The sequence below is a fragment of the Emcibacter sp. genome (genome assembly GCF_963675455.1).
Classification (GTDB): Bacteria; Pseudomonadota; Alphaproteobacteria; order Sphingomonadales; family Emcibacteraceae; genus Emcibacter.
Genome location: NZ_OY776217.1, coordinates 3,174,174 through 3,194,921 on the forward strand (window position 1 = coordinate 3,174,174; position 20,748 = coordinate 3,194,921).

The following is a 20,748-nucleotide window of genomic DNA, read 5'->3' on the forward strand; positions in this document are numbered from 1 at the left end:
GCTTCACTTTGGGTCCGCCCTTATTTTGTCGGCACCACTCAATTCAGGAGTTAAAACAATGAGCCTTTTCTGGAGTTTTGCAGGCCTTTTGGGCTTATGGGGTTTGGCCGGCCTCGCCGCTATTAAATATCCTGTCGAGAAAACCCGGCCCGGCCTTGTTTTTCGGTTGCTGGGCATCGTGGGATTGCTTGGAATTGGCGGCATCTGGATCCCCGGCGCAGGCGCCGCGGGGGCCCTCGGCGCTATGGGTCTGTGGGGACACCAAAACCCAAAACTCGCCCGCCTGGCCCTTCCCGGAGCCTTAATGGGGTTAATCGGGATCGCGGCTTACTTTATCTGGTATCTTTCATAACTGAAAAACAGGCCCGGCTATAACGGGCTTCTATTAACTTGCAAGCGACCCAGGGAGGCAATCGCATGAGTGAGCTGGATATCTTCGCCCCCGGCGGGGATTACGAAATCACCCGGATGGAATATGACGGTTATTGCGGACCGGCTTTTAAGAAAGTCTGGCCCAGCCTGCGGCATCTTTATGATCATGCCGCCGCCTATGGCGAACGGCCGTTTCTTGTTTTCGAAGGCCAGCGTTATACGTTCGGCGAATTCTTCGCTGAAGTTAAAAAACTCGCCCATCTATTGCAGGACCATTTTGGAATCAGCACCGGTGACCGGGTCGCCATTATCATGCAGAACAACCCGCAGTGGCTGACCACTTTTGCCGCCGTGACCGGGATTGGCGCCATCGCCGTTGCCGTCAACAGCTGGGGCCGGGGCGAGGAACTGCAGCAGGCCATCAACCATATCCAGCCCAAGCTGGCCGTCATTGACCCGCGCCGCCTCGACCGCCTGCTCGGGGAAGGTCCGGTGAAGTGCGACGTCATCGTCGGCGGCACCAAAGAAGACAGTGTTGCAGGATATCCCGGCTACCACACGCTGTTGAAAGAAATTGAAGAGCAGAACGACTGGCCGACCCCCTGCCCGTCCTCCGAGCAGGCGGCACTGATTATGTTTACCTCCGGCACCACCGGAAGCGCCAGGGGCGCCCTGTTCCGCCACCGGGCCATCGCCCAGTCCCTGAAAAACCTGGCCTTCAGCGGCTATTTGGTCGGCGGCGCCATTTACCAGAAAATGCTGAAGGCGGGTATTACGCCGGATCCCGACATGGATTTTCAGCCTACGGCCCTGCTCGCATTTCCACTGTTTCATGTGGCGGCGGCGCATGCCGTCTTCCTGATGAACCTGCAGATCGGCGGGCGCATTGTCATGGTGCCCAAGTGGGACCCTGGCGAGGTCCTCTCCCTGGTGGATAAAGAAGGCATCACGTCGCTGTCCGGGGTACCGGCAATGATGTGGGACATCCTGCATCACCCGGACCGGGACAGACATAATCTGGACAGCCTGGTGGCGCTCGGCATCGGCGGAGCGCCGGAAACCCCGGAAGGCATTGCGCGGCTGCAGGCCGCCTTCCCGCGTACGATACTCGGCACCGGCTACGGCATGACCGAGGTCGGAGGGACCATCGCCACCAACACCGGTGAAGATTACCTGAACCGTTCCCTGTCGGCGGGACGTATCCTGCCCAGCGTGCGGATCCGGGTCGTTGACGAACAGGGGCACGACCTGACGCCCGGCGAGAGCGGCGAGATCCTGATCAGGAGTGCGGCGGCTTTCGATGGCTACTGGGATGACCCCGAGGCCACGGCCGCGATCCTGCAGGACGGCTGGCTGCACAGCGGCGACTATGGCTATGTGGATGAGGAGCAGTTCGTCTATATCACCGGCCGGATCAAGGACATGATACTCAGCGGCGGGGAAAATATCTCCTGCGCCGAGCTCGAACACCTGCTGCAGGAACATGACCAGGTCCGCGAAGTTGCCGCCTTCGGCCTGCCGGACGAACGGCTCGGGGAAATTCCCGCCGTGGCTATCACTTCCACACCGGGCAATACCCTCAGTGAAGCGGATATTCAGGAGTATGTTGCCGAGCATCTTGCCCAATTCAAAGTGCCGAAACGGGTGATTTTCACGGAGCAGCCCTTCCCGCGCACCGCCATTGGCAAAATCATCAAACCGGACCTGCTGAAACAACTCGGCCTATAGGACAGGAAAACCAATGAAAGACATCAAGATAATCGACCTGATGATGGGCATTCCGGCAAGCGAGGACCGTTCCGGCTGGTACGAGTTCATCAAGCCGCTGATCCTGGACGAGGAAAGCCGCAAGATGTTCGAAATGCCAGCCCAGTATATGTTCAGGGATATTCCCCAGACCGGCGAACAGGAAGATTTTGTCGCCTATACCATCGCCCAGATGGACAAACATAATATCGAGCGCGCCATGGTCGGCCTGGTCGAAGAACAGCCGGAAATCCAGCATGCCTTCAAGCACCATAAAGACCGCTTCTTTTTCGATTACAGCCCCAACCCCAACCTGGGCATGGAGGAAGTGCGCAAGATACGGCGCCTGAAGAAAGAATATGACATCAAGGCGGTGACCGCCTTCCCGTCCGGCATGTGCCCACAGGTGCCCATCAATGACAAGAAATGGTATCCGATCTATGCCACTTGCGTGGATCTGGACATCCCCTTTGTCTGTTGTGTCGGCGTGCCCGGCCCGCGCCTGCCCATGGAACCGCAGAAGGTGGAGCTGATCGACGAGGTTTGCTGGTTCTTCCCGGAACTGAAATTCGTCATGCGCCACGGCGGCGAACCCTGGGAAGAACTGGCCGTTAAACTGATGCTGAAATATCCCAATCTTTATTATTCGACCAGCGCCTTCGCCCCGAAACATTACCCGAAAGCAATCATTGATTACGCCAATAGCAGGGGCGCGGACAAGATCATGTATGCGGGCTATTTCCCCATGGGCCTGTCCCTGGACCGGATATTCCGGGACATGCCAGAGGTGCCTTTCAAGGAAGACGTCTGGCCCAAATTCCTGCGGGAGAATGCCCTCCGGGTATTCCAACTTGACAATTAAAGAGACTGGAGAAAAAACATGGCAAAAAGACCAATAGACGGCATAAGATTTCCCAACCCCATGCCCTATGGCTGGTTCGGGGTTTGTTACAGCGATGAACTGGGGAAGGACGGGATTCATTCACTGACTTATTTCGATCAGGACATTGTCCTGTTTCGGGGCGCAGACGGCGCACCACGAGCGCTGGACGCCTATTGCGAACATATGGGCGCCCATCTGGGCGGCGGCACGGTGGTCGGCAACAATATCGCCTGCCCGTTCCATGCCTGGGAATATGACGGCGAAGGCAAGGTGGTCAATATCCCCTATGCCAAAAAGATCCCTCCGCAGGTTAAAAAGCCCTGCATGAAAGTCTGGCCCATTATCGAAGCCAACGGCATGGTCTGGATGTGGTATCATCCGGAAGACGTCGCGCCGATGTGGGACGTTACCCCACACGAGGAAACCAGCAGCAACGAGTGGGCGGAATTCGGCCGCAAGGAATGGATCGTTGACACTCATCCGCTGGAGATGGCGGAAAATGCCGCCGATGTGGCCCACTTCAAATATGTACATGGCACCGAAGAATTCCCCACCGACTGGGATATCAAGATTGACGGCCCGATGCGTAGTGGTTTTGTCGACGCCCCCATGCGGACCCCGAAAGGCGTGGTGCCGGGCAAGATCGAGAACTTCAACCGCGGCCCCGGCGAAGCCTGGACCCGTTTCAGCGGCATTGCCGATACCTTCCTGCTGTCCAGCTTGACTCCCCTGGCCCGGGACAAGGTTCATGTGCGCTTTTCCTTCTGGCAGAAGAAGGAAGATGCGGAAACCTTCAAGGCCGGTGTGTCCAAGGCGTTCATTCAGGAAGTGATCAAGCAGTTTGAGGAAGACAAACCCATCTGGGACAACAAGATCCACCTGAAAACCATTCGCCTGTGCGACGGCGACGGTCCGATCATGGACCTGCGCAAATGGTACAGCCAGTTCTTCGTTGAAGGGGCCGCCTGATTCCAGGCAGCCCCTGTAACCTGAGTACCACCGGCTTGTCATGAGCCGGTGGTTTTCTTTTGGGATTATTTAATAGACCTCGAACAGGCCGGCCGCACCCATGCCGCCACCGACGCACATGGTGACCACCACATATTTTGCCCCGCGGCGTTTGCCCTCTATCAGGCTGTGCCCGACCATCCGCGCCCCTGACATGCCAAAGGGATGGCCGATAGAGATTGCGCCACCGTTCACATTGAGAATCTCATCGGGAATACCAAGCTTGTCCCGGCAATAGAGCACCTGCACCGCAAAGGCTTCATTCAGTTCCCAGAGGCCGATATCGTCCATTTTCAACCCGTGCCGGTCCAGCAGTTTGGGAATGGTATAGACCGGGCCGATACCCATTTCATCAGGGCTAAGACCGGCGACGGCAATGCCGCGATAGGCGCCAAGCGGCTGAAGACCCCGCTGTTCCGCAAGTTTTCCGTCCATTACTACGGCCGCAGAGGCTCCGTCTGACAACTGGCTGGCGTTGCCAGCGGTAATACAGCCGCCGTCCAACACCGGGTTCAGGCCCGCAAGGCTGTCGAGCGTTGTGGACGGCCGGTTGCCCTCGTCTTTTTCCAGGGTCACTTCCTTATTGGAGGTCTCCTTGGTTTCCCTGTCCACCACAATCATGCTGGTTGTCAGCGGTACAATCTCGTCGTCGAACTTGCCCGCCTTCTGAGCGGCGGCAGTGCGTATCTGCGACTGGAGGCTGTATTCATCCTGCGCTTCGCGGTTGATGCCATAGCGTTTGGCCACCACTTCGGCGGTCTCGATCATCGGCATATACATATGCGGGCTTTTTTCCAGCACCGCTTTGGACACTGCCCGGTAGGTATTCTTATGCTTGTTCTGGACCAGGGAAATGCTTTCCACACCACCGGCGACTACAATAGGCATATCATCATGGATCACCTGTTTGGCGGCCGTGGCAATGGCCATCATACCGCTGGAACACTGGCGATCCAGAGTCATGCCGGCAACAGAGTTCGGCAGGCCTGCCGTCGCTGCCGTCAGCCGACCCAAATTGTAAGCCTGGGTGCCCTGCTGTGCCGACGCCCCGATGATGCAGTCCTCCACCTCATGTCCCTCAAGGCCGGCCCGGCGCACGGCTTCGCGCACCACATGACCGCTGAGTACCGGAGCCTCGGTATCGTTATAGGCGCCACGAAAGGCTTTACCGATCGGTGTGCGGGCAGTTGAAACAATGACAGCTTCTTTCATGTTACTTCCTTAAACTTCCTGAATATTAAGCGGACCCCAGAAGGCCCGCATCTCAATGATTTTTCCCTCAGCATCAAAACGGAAAGTATCGATCACCTCGAGCCGCTGCTTTTTCCCCTCATAGGTCACGTGCACGGTGAACGGAAAGGCGGCAATATCTCCGGCAACTCGCACCGGGCCATCCAGGAAAAGCCGTGCATCGAGTTCCATGGCCTTGAGATAAAAGGCATGAATAGCGTCGCGCCCCCTGATGGCTTCCGTGCCATAGGGGTCTTCAACTGTTGCTTCATCCGCATAGAGGACCAGAACAGCATCGGCATCTCCGTCTTCAAAGGCCTGGACATAGGCCTCAACGGCTTTGGTTCTTTGCTCTACAATGTCGATGACGTCCTGCATGGTTCTACTCCGGATAAAAATGGCTGATGGTGTCGACCACACAGGCGGGACGGTCTTCGCCCTCTATCTCCACGGTCACCCGGATCGTGGCCTGTACGCCGCCCTTCACTTCTTCCACGGCGATCAGTTCCCCGACCCCGTGGATTCTGGAATCGACCTTGACCGGAGCCGGAAACCGCACCTTGCCGCAACCGTAATTGACGCCCATGGAAATACCCTGGACATCAATGATCTGCGGCAGGAACATATTGACCAGCGACAGGGTCAGGTAACCATGCGCAATTGTGCAGCCGAAGGGGCCATCTTTGGCTTTCTCCGGGTCCACATGGATCCACTGGTGATCGCCGGTGGCGTCAGCAAACAGATTGATACGGTCCTGGTCGATGACCAGGCTTTCGCTGCTGCCGAGTGTTTCACCGACCGCGTCCGCCAGGTCATTGGGACTTTTGAACACACGTGTCATGATTTCCTCCTCAGGCCCGCTGGCTGGAGACAGGCAGCACTTCACCCGTCATATAGCTGGAATAGTCGCTGGCCAGGAACATCATCACATTGGCCACTTCCCAGACTTCCGCCGCCCGGCCGAAGGCTTCACGCTCCGTCAGTTTGGCCAGAAGCTCGTCGGTGGTCACCTTGCTGAGAAAGGCATGCATGGCGATGGACGGGGCGACTGCATTGATGCGCACCCCATGTTCCGCCGCCTCGACCGCACTGCAACGGGTGAGCGCCATGACCCCGGCCTTGGCAGCCGCATAGTGGGCCTGTTCCTTCTGCGCCCGCCAGCCCAGCACCGAAGCATTATTGACTATGGCGCCCGACTTGCGCTCATACATATGACGCAGCATGGCCCGGGTCATGCGGAAGGTGCCGTTCAGGGTCACATCCAGCACCATATTCCACTGGTCGTCACTCATGTCGACCACCGGCACGGAGCCGCCCAGCCCGGCGTTATTAATTAACACATCCACATGGCCCATCTCGGCGATGGCGGCCTTAATCAGTACCTGCACGTCTTCTTCCTGAGTAACGTTGCACAGATGACTTCCCGGGCGCTGACCGGTTTCCGCCTCGATGGTTTCCACAGCTTTTGCCAACCGGCCTTCATGAATGTCGCTGATAAAAACGCGTGCGCCTTCCTCGACCGCTTTTCTGGCGGCGGCAAATCCGATGCCGGTGCCGGCTGCAGCGGTCACAAGCACAGTCTTGCCCTTGAGTAAATTATGGCCCGGCACATAGGGGGGAATAGTGGTCATGATTTTCTCTCCTCAGGCCCCGCGGGGCTCCTTGGGCATCATCAGCGCCCGCTCGGCGATGATATTCCGCTGCACCTGGTTGGTCCCGGCATAGATTGTGTCGGATCGGCTGAACAGGAACAGATTCTGCAGCCGCTTCATCTTGTAGTCTTGGTCCTGACTGATCAGTTCCGCCTCCGGCCCCATGATATCCATGGCCAGCTTGCCGAGATCCCGGTGCCAGCTGGCCCAGAAAATTTTGGCGATATAGCCTTCCCGGCTGAAGGTGCCGCTTTCCGCATTGGTCAGGGTACGAAGGGCATTATAACGCTGCACCCGAAGCCCCATCTCGGCTTCCGCAAGACGCTGGCGAATGATCGGATCTTTGGCTTTTCCATTGGCTTTGGCGAGCGCAATAATCTCGTCCAGTTCATTACGGAAGTTGGCCTGCTGGGCCAGAGTGGAAACACCACGCTCGAAGGTGAGGGTCGCCATGGCCACTTTCCAGCCGTTGCCTTCCCCGCCAACCACCAGGTCGGCTTTTGTGCGAGCCCCGTCAAAGAAGACCTCGTTGAATTCGGAATCTCCGGTCAGTTGTTTGATGGGACGCACATCCACACCCGGTTGATCCATTGGTACAAGAAGAAAGGATAACCCCTTGTGATTTCTGGACCCTTCCTCGGTCCGGCAGAGCAGGAAACACCAGTCGGAATGCTGGGCGTGGCTGGTCCATATTTTCTGGCCCTCGATCACCCATTCGTCTCCTTCGAGCCGGGCCTTGGTGCGGATGTTGGACAGGTCGGATCCGGCCCCCGGTTCGGAAAAGCCCTGGCACCAGAGTTCCTCCGCATCGCGGATCTTCGGCAGGAAGCGCTCTTTCTGCTCGTCTGTGCCAAAACCCATGATGGTCGGCGCCGCCAGTTCCAGGCCGATATGAGTCAATCGTCCCGGCGCCCCGGCCCTTGCATATTCCTCGGCAAAGATCACCTGTTCCATCAGGCTCGCCCCCTTGCCGCCGAAGGCTTTGGGCCAGCCGATGGCCGCCCAGCCGGACTTGCCCAGGAACTGTTCCCATTTGATGCGTTGCTCGAAACCTTCAAGCTGTTCGCCGGTGCCGCCGAGACCCTTGATGTGGGCGAAGTCGCCATTCAGATGCACCTCGAGCCAGCCTCTGATTTCCTCGCGGAAGGCATTCTCTTGTGGTGAAAAATTCAGGTCCATTTTTCTTTCCCTTCCCTTACAAATTCATCGCAAGAGCCATCTGCTCCCGATGCCAGGTGGGTGCGCCCAGCCAGGCTTCCCCGGCCCGGGCGCGTTTAAAATAAAGATGCACGTCCGCTTCCCAGGTAACGCCGATGCCGCCGTGAATCTGCAAGCATTCGGCAGCATTTTTCATGGCGTCACTGCACAGCGTCGCCTTGGCGACAGGAGAGGCCTCGGCCAGTTCGTCCGTATCCGCGTCAACGACACAGGCGGCATAATAAAGACCGGAAATATCACTTTCCACTCGCACCATCATGTCGGCACATTTATGCTTGATGGCCTGGAAGGAGCCGATGGCCCGGCCGAACTGGACCCGGTCCATGGCGTAGGCCACCGCTGTATCGAGGCACCAGCGGGAGACGCCAAGCTGTTCCGCCGCCAGCATGATGGAGGCAATGCGGCAGGTTTTGACAAAACAGTCCCAACCGCCGTCCAGCGTTGCATCCGTACCCACGGTTACATTGTCGAACTCAATACGGGCCAGACGCCGGGTCTGGTCCATAGTTTTTAACGTGGTGACAGAAATACCTGCCATCTCCTGCGGTAGGACAAAGAGGCGAACACCGCTTTCGTCGGCGCTGCTTTCCAGGCGGGCCGCGGCCACAATCAGATCGGCGCTAACGCCGTCAATCACCTGTCCGGCGGTGCCATTCAGAACGAAGCCGTCACCCTCTCCCCTATAGCTGAGCGTGATATCTTCAAGCCCGAAACTACCGCCGTCACCATAGGCAAAAGTGGCTGTGCTCTGCCCGGCGGCAATGGCCGGCAAATATTGTGATTTCTGCGCCTCAGTGCCGCCGTGGATCAGAGCCTGGGCGGCCTGGCAAATGGTGGCGAACAGCGGTGAGCCGGTCAGCCGGTAACCGCATTCCTCCATGATGATGGTCAGTTCCACATAACCGAGACCCAGCCCGTCATAGGCTTCGGGAATGACCAGTGCCGCCCAGCCCATTTCTTCCGCAAGCCGTTTCCAGACGCCGTCATCATAGCCTTTTTCTGTTTCCATCCACTCTCGCACAACAGTTGCAGGCGACAGTTCCGCGAGAAATCCCCGGGCGGTTTCCCGGATCAGATTCTGTTCTTCGGAAAAAGTAAAATTCATAACTCAGCTTCCCCAGACTTTGCGGGCCGGTACGGCCTGTTCCAGCAGGCCTTTGACCACATCGGTGATTTCCTCAGGTTTCCAGCGGGCATGGATGTCCACGGAGGGCCCTTCGCGCCAGCCGTCTTCCAGCATGATCATGCCGCCCTTGATTTCAAACACCTGGCCGGTTACCTCCGCACTTTCAGTGCTCGCCAGCCAGGCGACAATGGGCGCACAGTTGGACGGATCATTTTCGTCAAATCCGCCGTCGGGCGCCGCCATGGCCTCGCCGAAGGCCGCTTCGGTCATGCGAGTCCGGGCCGCCGGTGCCAGCGCATTGGCAGTAATGCCGTAACGGGCAAGCTCCGCCGCCTGCACCAAAGTCAGGGCCGCAATGCCGCCCTTGGCTGTTGAATAGGCACTTTGACCAATGGAGCCCTGCAGACCCGCGCCGGAGGTGGTGTTGATAATCCGGGCATCCACGGTGCCGCCGGTCTCCTTGGCCTTGCCGCGCCAGTAAGCCACAGCGTTTGACGCCACGGCAAAATGGCCCTTGAGATGAACCTTCATGGTGGCGTCCCACTCATCCTCTGTCGCGGAAACAAACATGCGGTCGCGCACGATGCCCGCGTTATTGACCACCGCATGCAGGTCACCAAAGGTATCCAGCGCCTGTTTCACCATCTCCCCGGCGGAGGTCATGTCGGACACATCTCCGAAGTTAGCCACGGCCTCCCCGCCGAGCGCCGCGATTTCCGCCACCACCTGCTCTGCAGGGGTACTTTCACCGCCCTCGCCCTGGTTACTGACGCCCAGGTCGTTAACCACCACCCTGGCGCCCTGCCTGGCCAGTTCCAGGGCATATTCCCGGCCGAGCCCCCGACCCGCGCCGGTCACCAGAACAACACGTCCCTCACAAATTCCAGTCATTCTCTTCTTCCCTTACAGTCGTTCGATGATGGTGACATTGGCCTGCCCGCCACCTTCACACATGGTCTGCAGGCCATAGCGCCCGCCGGTCCGTTCAAGTTCATTCAACAAAGTCGTCATCAGGCGCGCCCCGGTCGCGCCGAGCGGATGGCCGAGGGCAATGGCCCCACCGTTCACATTGACTTTTGAAAGATCCGCCTCCATATCCTTAGCCCAGGACAGGACCACAGAAGCAAAGGCTTCGTTGATTTCCACAAGGTCCATATCCTGCATTTTCATGCCGCATTTCTTGAGCGCATATTCCGTGGCCGGTGCCGGGGCGGTCAGCATCCAGACCGGATCGTCGGCCCGCACGCTCATATGATGAATACGCGCCCGTGGCGTCAGATTATGATCCCTCACCGCCTGCGCGGAAGCGATCAGAATTGCGGCTGAGGCATCCGAAATCTGGCTGGCAACACCTGCAGTTATGGGGCTTCCTTCATCCAGCGGCTCAAGTTCTGCCATTTTCTCCAGCGTGGTATCCCGGCGAATGGTTTCATCCGCCCGGAAGTCGCCCACCGGGGTAATCTCATTCTCGAACCGTCCCTCATCCTGCGCCCGGGCCGCCCGCTGATGGCTTTCAAAAGCAAAACGTTCCATCTCCTCCCGGGAGATGTCCCATTTTTCCGCGATCATCCGGGCGGAGTTGAACTGGGACAGTTGATCCGGACCGTAGCGCTTAACCCATCCCGGTGAACCGGTAAAAGGATCCGCCATGCCCAGCGGCTGGGCCGCCAGCATGGCGTAACTGATCGGAATCTGGGTCATATTCTGCACGCCGCCGGCCACCACCAGGTCCTGGGTGCCGCTCATCACCGCCTGGGCGGCGAAATGCACCGCCTGCTGGGAAGAGCCGCACTGGCGGTCGATGGTGGTGCCGGGCACATGTTGCGGCAGCCCCGCCACCAGCCAGCAGGTCCGGGCAATGTCGCCCGCCTGACTGCCGACGGTATCGCAGCAGCCGTAAATCACATCTTCCACGGCCGACGGGTCAACCCCCGTGCGTTCCATAAGCGCATTCAGAGGTACTGCGCCCAGATCGGCGGAATGCACCCCGGCCAGCGATCCCTTGCGCCGTCCGACCGGCGTCCTTACCGCATCAATAATATAGGCTTCGCTCACGTTTCTTCTCCCAAATCTTTATGCTGCGCCGAATGTGGCGCCCGGGCCGAGAGGCAGGTCGCCATCCAGCACCGTTTTTTCCAGTTGATCCTCAAGCGCCAACAGGTCACCAGCCGCTGCGTTGAGCGCCCAGACCCGCTTCATCCAGAGATGCAGGTCCACTTCATAGGTATAGCCCATGGCGCCGTGCACCTGATGGGCGCTTTCCGCCGCCTGCAACGCCGCTTCCCCGGCCCTGAGCTTGGCCTGGGCCACATGCAACCCCGCCAGAGGATCGCTGTCCGTCATGCTAAAGGCTGCGCGATGGATCAAGGGCCGGGCGAATTCCAGCGCTACCATGACCGAAGACAGATGATGTTTGACCGCCTGAAAAGAGCCGATAGGCTTGCCGAACTGGTGACGGTCATTGGCGTAGGCCACGGCCATGTCGACCATGCGACGACCGAGGCCATAAAGCTGGGCGGCGGCGATCAGGCTCGCACGATCAAGCGCTGACCACCACAGCTTTACCGCATTTTCCCCCTCGGAAATCGTGATACCTTTACTCTCATAGAGAAACACCGAGCGTAGCGGATCGATGCTTTCGCTGGCCTGCAACGCAGGTGAATCGTCAAGCCGGATCGCCTGTCCGTCGAAGCTCAACACAACTTTCGCCTTATCACCGTAGGTCACCACCGGCATACGGCTGTCAGCCAGGACGATCATCGCCTCTCCGCTACAAACCTTGTTCAATAGTTCTTTCTGACCACCAACCTCCGCCAGCAGTGGCGCGGTCACCACTGCTGTTTCGAGAAGCGGTTCCGGCAATGCCGCATAACCGCATTCCTCGGCAATCAGGATATAATCCCGAATGGTCAGATCGAGCCCGCCGACTTCCTCCGGCAGCATCAGCCCCATCAGGCCCATTTCCGCCAGTTGCCGCCAGCGGTCCGGAGAGAAGGTTTCGCCCTTCTCCACCATCTGACGCAGATGTGCGACATCGCATTCGCCGGCCAGAAAAATTTTAACTGCTTCCTGAAAGTCAAGCTGGTCCTGTGTAAACAAAAATTCCATGACCTATCCCCTCGGCAGGCCAAGCAGGCGCTCGGCTATGATGTTGCGCTGTATTTCGTTGGAGCCGGCATAGATCGGTCCGGCCAGCGAAAAAAGATAGCCGTCAAGCCAGTTGCCGTTGCCCTCACCACCGGGCGCGTGGGGCATCAGGTCGGCCCCGGCCCCCAGGATCGCCAGAGCGGTCCGGTGCAGGCTGCGGTCCAGTTCGGACCAGAAGATCTTGTTCAGACTGGCTTCCGACCCGATGGAACCGCCTGCCATCAGACGCGAGGCGGTCTGGTAGGTGGACAGGCAATAGGCCTCCGCCTCCAGCCAAGCATCCAGCACCCGCCGGCGCACGCTGGCTGGCACCCGGTCCGCATGTTTGCGATAGAGTTCCACCAGCTTCTTCGCCGCCATCTGGTATCGCGCCGGACTGCGCAGCATCAGCCCGCGCTCGAACCCGGCCGTGGCCATGGCCACTTTCCAGCCCTCACTTTCCCCGGCGAGACGGTTTTCCACCGGCACCCGCACATCATCAAAAAAGATTTCCGCAAAACCGGTCTGGCCGTTGAGCTGGAGTATCGGCCGGATGGTGATGCCCTCAGAATCCAGCGGCAACAGGATAAAGCTCAAACCGTGATGGCGGCTGCTTTCCGGGTCGGTCCTGAACAGGCCGAAGCACCAGTCCGCATAGGCTGCCCGGGTCGACCAGGTCTTCTGGCCGTTAATGACATAATGATCGCCGTCACGGATTGCCTTGGTCCTGATCGCCGCCATGTCGGAACCCGCTCCCGGTTCGGACCAGCCCTGGGCCCAGATATCCTCGCCCGACGCCATGCGCGGCAGGAAACGGGCCTTCTGTTCCTCCGTACCATAATCCATCAGGGTCGGACCCAGCAGGAAAATGCCGTTCTGGTTGACCCGAAGGGGCGCCCCGGCAGTGTAATATTCTTCTTCAAAAATCAGCCAGTCGATCAGGTCGGCCCCGCGCCCGCCAAATTCTGTGGGCCAGGTGACCATACCGTAATTGCCTTCGTTCAGGGTCGCTTCCCAATGGCGGTGCGCCTCGAACCCCTCTTTAGTGTCGAAGGACGGCAACGGTGCGGAGGGTACTTGCGCCTTGAGCCAGGCCCGCACTTCTACCCGGAACGCCTTCTGTTTGTCGGTATAGGTCAGCGCCATGATCAGAAGTCCGCCTTCTTGCCGCCCTCGACAAAGGCGTCGCGCGCCTTCTGGCTGTCTTCTTCCATATACATTTCCAGGGTAAAGCCCTGTTCCCAACGATAGTTGCGGTCCACATCGGCGGCTTCGATGCCGTTGAGGGCTTCCTTGGCGATAGCCAGCGCCTTGCGGCTTTTGGAGGCGATCACCTGGCAGAAGGCCAGTGCCTCCTGATAAAGCTTGTCTCTCGGCACCACTTTTTCCACAGCGCCGAGACGATACATTTCCTCAGCGGTGATGTTGCTGCCGGTAAAGAAGGCCGCCCGCACCTTGTGCAGCGGCAGCATGCGCGACAGGTGGGACGCGCCGCCCATGGCCCCGCGATCGATTTCCGGCAGGGCGAAAAAGGCGTCTTCCGAGGCGATAATGGTGTCCGATGCGCCGCAGATAATGACACCGCCGCCCATGATGAAGCCATGCACCGCGCAAACCACCGGCACCTCGGCCTTGTGGATGGCCTGGCCGGTAAGGAAATTCCCCCGGTTGACCAGCGGGATCATATCCGGTTTCGCCTGCAGTTCCTTAATATCCACACCGGCCTGGAAGCCCTTGCCTTCCGCCCGGATCAGCACCACTTTTACCTCCGGATTGGAGGCGGTTTTTGTCACAAGTTGCGGCAGCTCCATCCACAGTTTGCTGTCAAAGGCGTTGACTGGCGGATGGTCGAAAATAATCTCCCCGATACCGTCATGGATGTTCACATTAATCGGCATGTCCCTGTCCCTCTTTCCCGCCACAAAGGCTTGCGATCCTCTGTTCCGCTTCCCTGACAATCCCGTCGATCAGCTCTGCAACCGTGGGGATGTCCTCGATCAATCCGGCCACCTGGCCCGATGGCAAAACCCCCTCGTCCGGATGGCCCTGCACCATGGCCTTCTGGATCAACACCGGCGCACTGCCGGACATCATCACCTGGCCCATGGTCATGTCTGTTTTCTTCGCCATGTTCCAGGCTGACTTCAGCATGGTCATCAGGCTGGCATTGGTCATCTTCTTAAAGGCCAGTCCGTTGCGTATTCCCCGCAGCAAAAGCCCCGCTTTGCTCGCCCCGTCCAGATCGGCCAGCACCCGGTTCATGACCATCCTTTGCGGCATACCGTCCACCTGGCGGGACACCGGAATTTCGTCGACCGAGGCCGCAAGGTATCTTTCTTTGGTCTGCAGGGGCACCGGACTTTCCTGCGTCAGCAGAAAGCGTGTTCCCATGGCAATGCCCGCCGCCCCGAAGGCCAGCGCCGCCGCCAGACCGCGTCCGTCGCGGAAGCCACCGGCAGCAATCACCGGCACCTCCACCGCATCCAGAACCTGGGGCAGCAAAAGTGTTGTCGGTACCGCACCCGTATGGCCGCCGCCTTCCCCGCCCTGGATGACCACCATGTCAGCCCCCTGCCTGACCGCCTTGACCGCATGACGCACCGCGCCCACCGTCGGTATACAGAGAACTCCGGCGTCCTTGAAGCGCTGAACCGTCGCCCCGTCCGGACCGCGCCCGTAAGAAATGGCCCGTACACGATCACTATGGGACAGGATGTTTTCGACAATTTCTTTGGCGCCCGGCTGAAACATATGAAAATTCACCCCGAACAGTTTGTCGGTCCGGGACTTGATTTCCTGAATTCCGGCATCCACTTCCTGCGGCGTCATCACTGCACCGGCCAGGAACCCGAAACCCCCGGCCTCCGAGGTCGCCACCACCAGATCCGGCGAAGACACCCAGCCCATGGCGGTCTGGATCACCGGATAGCGGCAGCCGAGCTGTTGCGTGAGGGCTGTCTCAAACGCCTTCATTATTTGTCCCCGCCCTCTTTATCCTTATTGGCTTTGGCCATGCTCTTGCCGTCAAACCCGGCGATATAATCGCCCTTCACCAACTGGTTCTGGGCATGGGCAAAATGATGCATGGCGAAAACCGCATCCATACCGGTACGCTTACCCTGCAGGTCTTCCATATGGTTGATCGCCTGTTTGGTGAGCAGCAATCCGAGCCGCGGCTGGGTGGCGATTTTCTCGGCCATAACCTTCACCGTCTCTTCCAGCTCCGCCCGCGACACCACCCGGTTGACCATGCCCATCTCATGAGCCCGCTGGGCCGTCATGCGTTCACCTAGAAAAAGAAATTCCTTGGCAATACGGGCATTCAGCTCAAAACTATGGGCGAAATATTCCACCCCCGGAAACCCCATCTGCAGCACCGGGTCCTGGAAAAAGGCATCATCGGAGGCGACAATCAGATCACAGACCCAGGCCAGCATCAACCCGCCGGCGATACAGGCGCCATGCACCTGGGCGATGGTCGGCTTGGGAATATCCCGCCAGCGGCGACACATGCCGAGGTAGACTTCCTGTTCCCGGATATAGGCCTTTTCCGCCCCCGGCTTGTTGCTATGGTCGTACCACATCAGGCGGCGATCAAAGCTTTTGTCAAAATCCCGCCCCGGCGTACCGATATCATGCCCGGCGGTAAAATGTTTGGCGTCGGACTTCAGGATGATGACCTTGACCTCGTCATCATCTGTGGCCCGGCGAAAGGCATCATCCAGCGCATAGGTCATCTGGGAATTCTGCACATTATGATAGTCGGGCCGGTTGAGGGTTATATATGCCAGCGGCCCCTCGGTCCGGTACAGTACCGGCTCGTCGGTCTCGTAACTGATGTTCGTCTTTACCGGGTCCACAAGATCATCTGCCATATCATGCCTCCCTAATGCCGGGCGGATTACCCTCGAACACGGTGGCCCGCAGGTTATGGGGATCCAGCACCTCGCGGATCAACTTCAGTTGGTCATTCGTCGGCGCCGGAGTGTCCCCAAGTCCGTCAATCTGCTCCAGTTCGAAACCGGTATTGTCCTGCACCTCATCAAAGCTCACCCCCGGATGCAGGGAAATCACCCGTACCGCATTGTCGGCGCCGCCGAAATCCATCACGCACAGGTTGGTGATTATCCGGCGCAGGTCCAGATAGGGCGGTTTTTTACCGTCCGGCCAGCGCGCCGGGTTGTAACCAACGGAACTCACCATATCCACTTCACCGGCTACAAAGGCCTTGGCATTATGGCTCGGCACAAACATGCTGTTGATGTTGTTGATGGTGTTGCCGGGGAAGCCACGCGCGCCCAGAAGCGCCACCTTGGGCTCCTCGTAAGTACCGCCGATGACCGAAATATTCATTTGGCCGAAACGGTCCACCTGTACCGGTCCGACAAAACAGTGACGGTCGCCGCGATAGACAATATCGAAGACCCGCTCGTAGGTCATGATGCCTTCGATCTTCGGTTTATAGTCGCCGCGCGGACCAAGCGGTACCGGCTCACTGACAAGATAAGCCTCGCCCTCGGTCATCATCAGACCCGGATTGAAAGAAAGCTTGGCCAGCCCTCCAGCCAGACGCGGCACAACCCCGATCAGGGTCGCCATTTTTTCACCGTCATTTCTAAAGGCTTCCGCCCCGGCGCAAATACATAATTCTGCAAGACTGTAACTCATGTCTTCTTGTCCTTTCCCTGCGCCCTAGAATACGGGAAGCGGCAACTTGTGCACCGCCTCGATTCCACCAACCGTCTTGAGGTAACTTTCCTGGTCCTGCCCGCGGACGAAACTGTCCAGATAACCGTCGAACCCCTCTTTCGCGGTCCGGGAGTAATCCTTGAGATGAGCCACGTCGATGCCATAGTCCGGCGCACAGGAACTGGGATGCGCCCCACAGGTTGCTTCCGCAACCCCCTTCACCAGCGAGCGTTCGATGGGCATCTTCACCGCCATGCCTGGATCGTTGAAGGCCGAGGTCTCCACCAGTTCCTCGCAGGTGAGATAACTTTCTTCCGCCGCCCGGCAGAACCATTCGTCGAAGAAAGGATCGGGGCCGTAAATCCAGCTGTTGCCCAGTATGTCGGCCTTGTTCACATGGGCAATGGCCATATCCAGTTTGAGCGCCGGCATGGCCACCAGCGTTTCCCCATCAGCATAGGGCGATGTAATGGTTTTGATTTCCGGCGCATGGGCCATGATATCAGTGCAAAGTCCCACCCGGGTCGGCAGGAAAGGCACACGGCTCGCCGCCGCCTTGAGTCCGAGCTGCAACATGCCTTCATCAAGTTCCAGAATATCGAAAGCCCCCGCCTGGCGGGCTTTACGAAAATGGGCCTCCAGCGGAATGGTATCCAGGGAGACAAAACCGAACACGAGCTTTTTGATCTTTCCGGCACTGGCCAGCATGCCCACATCGGCGCCGCCATAAGCCACAACGGTCAGATCCTTGAGGTCATCGCGCCGCAGCATCTCCCGGATGATGGCCATTGGTTTCCGGCGGCCGCCCCAGCCGGCAATTCCAAGGGTCATGCCGGAACTCATCCGGTCCACGATGCCGGAAATTGTCATTGTTTTATCAAGCATTTCACAGATCCTTCATCATGGCGTACTGGTGACCCCAGAGGTCCCCGCTTTCCAGGATCTTGGGTTCCCAGCCGGTCCAGTCCATGCGCAGGCCGTCGCAGCCATATTCCACACCGATAGCCCCCGGAGACATGAAATAGACGGACAGCATATTGTCGTTCGTGTGACGCCCAAGTGTGGAAAACAGCGGCATATTCGCTTTTTCCGCCCGCTCCATGGCGAGCCCCACCGTGTCCACATCCGGCACCTCAAGCATCCAGTGCACGCATCCTGCCGGATGTTCGCCTTCGAAAATCGCCAGACTGTGATGACGCGGGTTAGCGCAATGCAGAAAGCGCACCCGCAACACCGGGCCATCTGCGCCCATAGGTACAGGCAGTTCGTCAGACAGACTGAACCCCAGAACTTCCCGGCAAAATTCAAAAGTTTCCTCGAAATTGGGAGCGGGAAGGACCACATGCCCCATGCCCATGTCACCGGTGATAAAGCGAGAGACCCCGGCAGGGGAAACAAAGGGATCATCAGCCTTAAATTCCCCGACACACACTTCGTGTCGATTACCGGAGGGATCGAGAAAGCCAATTCCCTGATCCACACCGCGCACAGCGCAGGCGCTGTCATCCAACGCCACCCAGTCGACCCCTTTTGCGCTCAGCTTCTCCTGAACATTCCTGAGCGTGGCACTATCTGCAACCTGCCAGCCCGCACAATAGAGTCTGTCTTCCTTGCCGGGCATGACAATCAGGCGGTGCGCCCGCTGGTCAATCCGGTAATAATCATTTTCCGCCCCCACAGACGGCCCCGTCACCTTCTGCATCCCAAGGACTTCGCAGGCCAGTGTTTCAAATTCCTTTTTGTCCTTCACCTGCAGGGCAAGATAGCCAAGACTTTTGACCGCCATATTTTTCTCTCTCCACAATATTCCCGCACCTCGCCGCAAAATAGTGACGCAGGGCGTACTCCCTGTCGGCCATACCACAGGGCAAGACCTTCTTTTCGCAATATAGGACAGATAAAACCCCATATCAACTTTTTTAGTATTTTTTATGATTATATTTTACGCATTAAGGTATTTTATTATGAAAATAATATCATTTTTGCGTATCACGGCGGGATCTCTCTATTGCCCTGCTGCATGCCGTCCGGCGATAAATCCAAAGGTCATGGCCGGCCCGATGGTAGAGCCAGCCCCGGGATAGGACCGTCCCATGACCGAGGCAGAGGTATTACCGATGGCATAAAGGCCTTCGATCACCGAACCATCCTCTGCCAGGACGCGGGCCTTCGCGTCGGTCAGCAGGCCACCTTTGGTGCCGATATCGCCGGGAAAGACCTCTATTCCGTAGAAAGGCGCCTTTACAATGGGGGAAATACAGGGATTTTTACCTGAATGACTGTCACCGTAATATTGATCGTAAAAACTGTCCCCGCGGGCAAATTCCGGGTCGCGGCCGGTCGCGGCATATTGATTGTTTTTCTCGATCGTCTTTTTTAGTCCGGTGGCATCCACCCTCATCTTTTCCGCCAGTTCCTCGATACTATCCGCCTTAAACAGCAGGGAGCGAATGCGGGACGGCAGCTTGTCATCGCTATGGACACTGGCCGGCATCAGTGGACCAAAGGGATATTTATGGCGGAAGCTGGCGTCAAACACACAGAAGGACGGCACGCTGTCCGCCTGATACATGGCATAACCGGATTCCAGGTAGGGAAAGGCCTCGTTGGCAAAACGCTCACCCGCCTTGTTGACAATCACATTGCCCGGCAGGGAGCGCTCCGCAAACAGGATATAGGCCCGATCGTCCCCCGGCACCTTGATGCTGGGCGCCCACCAGGCTGACTCCATCAGGTCGGTCAGCGCCCCGATCTTCAAAGCCGCCACAAGAGTATCGCCGGTGTTATGCACGTTACCCGCGGTCCAGTCGCTGCTGCTTGGTTTGGGCAGGAATTTTTCCCTGAGCGTCTGGTTATGTTCGAAACCGCCGGCCCCGAGAATCACCCCCCTGCGCACGGCGATCGTTTTCCTTTGTCCGTCCTGCTCGATCACGGCAGCGATCACGCGGCCCTGGTCATAGACCAGCTCCCGAAGGGGCGATGACAGCAGCAACGGCACCTTGCGGTCCAGCAATGACGCCCGCAACCGGGCTACCAATGCCCCGCCCATGGTGATGCGCCGGTCGCGCTTGCCTTTCAACCGCCCCGGTATATCGAGCCAGTATTTCAGTATCAGCTTCACGGCCAGAAGCATGGAGCCTTTGGCCTGGGTCAGCATGGCCCGGCCTTCCTTCATAGTGATACAGATCCGTCCCAAAACCGTGACCTGCTTGTGCGGCGGGCGCAGGTTAGCGAACTCACTTCCCAGGATATTCGAATGGGTCGGCAAAGGCTCCAGGGTGCGAAAACCACGCTTGCCGCCATTTTTTTCGGGAAAATAATCGGGATAAGGCATGGCGGCAAAACGGGCCTGGGTATGATCTTCCAGATATTTGACCATTTTCGGGGCTTGGTCCAGATAGGCATCAATACGGTCGGAAGACACGGCATTTCCGACCATGACCGACATATAGGCTCTCGCATCTTCGAGGCTGTCGTCGCCGCCTTCTTCAAACAGATGATGATTGTTGGGAATCCAGATGCCGCCGCCGGAGGTCGCGGAAGTGCCGCCATAGAGATCGCTTTTTTCAACCACCAGAACCTGCGCCCCGGCATCATGAGCAGCAATGGCCGCGGTCAGGGCCCCGGCCCCCGTCCCCACCACCAAAACATCACAGGAAAGTTCGCCCTCCCGGTTCGACATCATTCGCCCTCCCTCT

The 20,748-nt window shown here is 58.3% G+C and carries 21 protein-coding genes; 4 read left to right on the plus strand and 17 right to left on the minus strand.

Annotated elements, in window-relative coordinates; all coding sequences use genetic code 11:
• Positions 1-58: 58 nt before the first annotated feature.
• The 4 genes from ACORNT_RS14790 (at position 59) to ACORNT_RS14805 (ending at position 3,970) form a co-directional block, all read left to right on the plus strand.
• Positions 59-352, plus strand: a complete 294-nt coding sequence (locus ACORNT_RS14790) for a hypothetical protein (RefSeq protein WP_321392469.1) — start codon at positions 59-61, stop codon at positions 350-352.
• Between the two features lie 65 nt (positions 353-417).
• Positions 418-2,100: a class I adenylate-forming enzyme family protein gene (locus ACORNT_RS14795; RefSeq protein WP_321392471.1), complete on the plus strand. Its 1,683-nt coding sequence runs from the start codon at positions 418-420 to the stop codon at positions 2,098-2,100.
• A 13-nt stretch (positions 2,101-2,113) separates the two neighbouring features.
• Positions 2,114-2,980 (plus strand): amidohydrolase family protein, encoded by an 867-nt coding sequence (locus ACORNT_RS14800; protein ID WP_321392474.1) that lies wholly within the window; start codon positions 2,114-2,116, stop codon positions 2,978-2,980.
• 18 nt (positions 2,981-2,998) lie between these two features.
• Positions 2,999-3,970, plus strand: coding sequence for an aromatic ring-hydroxylating oxygenase subunit alpha (locus ACORNT_RS14805; RefSeq protein ID WP_321392477.1), 972 nt, complete (start codon positions 2,999-3,001; stop codon positions 3,968-3,970).
• A 69-nt stretch (positions 3,971-4,039) separates the two neighbouring features.
• Here the strand turns inward: ACORNT_RS14805 and ACORNT_RS14810 are convergent, their stop codons facing one another.
• The 17 genes from ACORNT_RS14810 to ACORNT_RS14890 all read right to left on the minus strand — a co-directional run bounded on the left by ACORNT_RS14810 (position 4,040) and on the right by ACORNT_RS14890 (position 20,735).
• Positions 4,040-5,221: an acetyl-CoA C-acyltransferase gene (locus tag ACORNT_RS14810; RefSeq protein ID WP_321392481.1), complete on the minus strand. Its 1,182-nt coding sequence runs from the start codon at positions 5,219-5,221 to the stop codon at positions 4,040-4,042.
• Positions 5,222-5,230: 9 nt separating this feature from the next.
• Positions 5,231-5,617 carry a nuclear transport factor 2 family protein gene (locus tag ACORNT_RS14815; protein ID WP_321392485.1) on the minus strand — a complete coding sequence of 129 codons (387 nt, stop codon included), beginning with the start codon at positions 5,615-5,617 and terminating at the stop codon, positions 5,231-5,233.
• A 4-nt stretch (positions 5,618-5,621) separates the two neighbouring features.
• Positions 5,622-6,080, minus strand: coding sequence for a MaoC family dehydratase (locus tag ACORNT_RS14820; RefSeq protein ID WP_321392488.1), 459 nt, complete (start codon positions 6,078-6,080; stop codon positions 5,622-5,624).
• A gap of 10 nt (positions 6,081-6,090) precedes the next feature.
• Positions 6,091-6,870: an SDR family oxidoreductase gene (locus ACORNT_RS14825; protein WP_321392491.1), complete on the minus strand. Its 780-nt coding sequence runs from the start codon at positions 6,868-6,870 to the stop codon at positions 6,091-6,093.
• A 12-nt stretch (positions 6,871-6,882) separates the two neighbouring features.
• A complete protein-coding gene (locus tag ACORNT_RS14830; protein ID WP_321392494.1) occupies positions 6,883-8,070 on the minus strand; it encodes an acyl-CoA dehydrogenase family protein in 1,188 nt (395 codons plus the stop codon).
• A 16-nt stretch (positions 8,071-8,086) separates the two neighbouring features.
• Complete coding sequence (locus tag ACORNT_RS14835) at positions 8,087-9,214, minus strand: acyl-CoA dehydrogenase family protein (protein ID WP_321392497.1); 1,128 nt, start codon at positions 9,212-9,214, stop codon at positions 8,087-8,089.
• Between the two features lie 3 nt (positions 9,215-9,217).
• Positions 9,218-10,126 (minus strand): SDR family oxidoreductase, encoded by a 909-nt coding sequence (locus tag ACORNT_RS14840; RefSeq protein ID WP_321392500.1) that lies wholly within the window; start codon positions 10,124-10,126, stop codon positions 9,218-9,220.
• Between the two features lie 12 nt (positions 10,127-10,138).
• Positions 10,139-11,290 carry an acetyl-CoA C-acetyltransferase gene (locus ACORNT_RS14845; RefSeq protein ID WP_321392503.1) on the minus strand — a complete coding sequence of 384 codons (1,152 nt, stop codon included), beginning with the start codon at positions 11,288-11,290 and terminating at the stop codon, positions 10,139-10,141.
• Positions 11,291-11,308: 18 nt separating this feature from the next.
• Positions 11,309-12,343, minus strand: a complete 1,035-nt coding sequence (locus ACORNT_RS14850) for an acyl-CoA dehydrogenase family protein (protein WP_321392506.1) — start codon at positions 12,341-12,343, stop codon at positions 11,309-11,311.
• A gap of 3 nt (positions 12,344-12,346) precedes the next feature.
• Positions 12,347-13,507: an acyl-CoA dehydrogenase gene (locus ACORNT_RS14855; protein WP_321392509.1), complete on the minus strand. Its 1,161-nt coding sequence runs from the start codon at positions 13,505-13,507 to the stop codon at positions 12,347-12,349.
• Between the two features lie 2 nt (positions 13,508-13,509).
• Positions 13,510-14,259, minus strand: a complete 750-nt coding sequence (locus ACORNT_RS14860; RefSeq protein WP_321392512.1) for an enoyl-CoA hydratase family protein — start codon at positions 14,257-14,259, stop codon at positions 13,510-13,512.
• Entirely contained in the window at positions 14,249-15,334 is a 1,086-nt protein-coding gene (locus tag ACORNT_RS14865) for a nitronate monooxygenase (protein WP_321392515.1), read from the minus strand. The genes ACORNT_RS14860 and ACORNT_RS14865 overlap by 11 nt, the downstream gene beginning before the upstream one ends.
• On the minus strand, positions 15,334-16,236 hold the full coding sequence (locus ACORNT_RS14870) for an enoyl-CoA hydratase (protein WP_321392517.1): 903 nt from the start codon (positions 16,234-16,236) through the stop codon (positions 15,334-15,336). Before ACORNT_RS14870 ends, ACORNT_RS14865 begins: the two co-directional genes overlap by 1 nt.
• A gap of 1 nt (position 16,237) precedes the next feature.
• The gene (locus tag ACORNT_RS14875) at positions 16,238-17,029 is read right to left on the minus strand and encodes a hypothetical protein (protein ID WP_321392520.1); all 792 of its coding nucleotides are present in this window, start codon (positions 17,027-17,029) and stop codon (positions 16,238-16,240) included.
• 24 nt (positions 17,030-17,053) lie between these two features.
• Complete coding sequence (locus tag ACORNT_RS14880) at positions 17,054-17,935, minus strand: CoA transferase subunit A (protein ID WP_321392523.1); 882 nt, start codon at positions 17,933-17,935, stop codon at positions 17,054-17,056.
• Between the two features lies 1 nt (position 17,936).
• Positions 17,937-18,836, minus strand: a complete 900-nt coding sequence (locus ACORNT_RS14885) for a VOC family protein (protein ID WP_321392526.1) — start codon at positions 18,834-18,836, stop codon at positions 17,937-17,939.
• Positions 18,837-19,055: 219 nt separating this feature from the next.
• The gene (locus ACORNT_RS14890; RefSeq protein ID WP_321392529.1) at positions 19,056-20,735 is read right to left on the minus strand and encodes an FAD-binding protein; all 1,680 of its coding nucleotides are present in this window, start codon (positions 20,733-20,735) and stop codon (positions 19,056-19,058) included.
• Between the last annotated feature and the right edge of the window lie 13 nt (positions 20,736-20,748).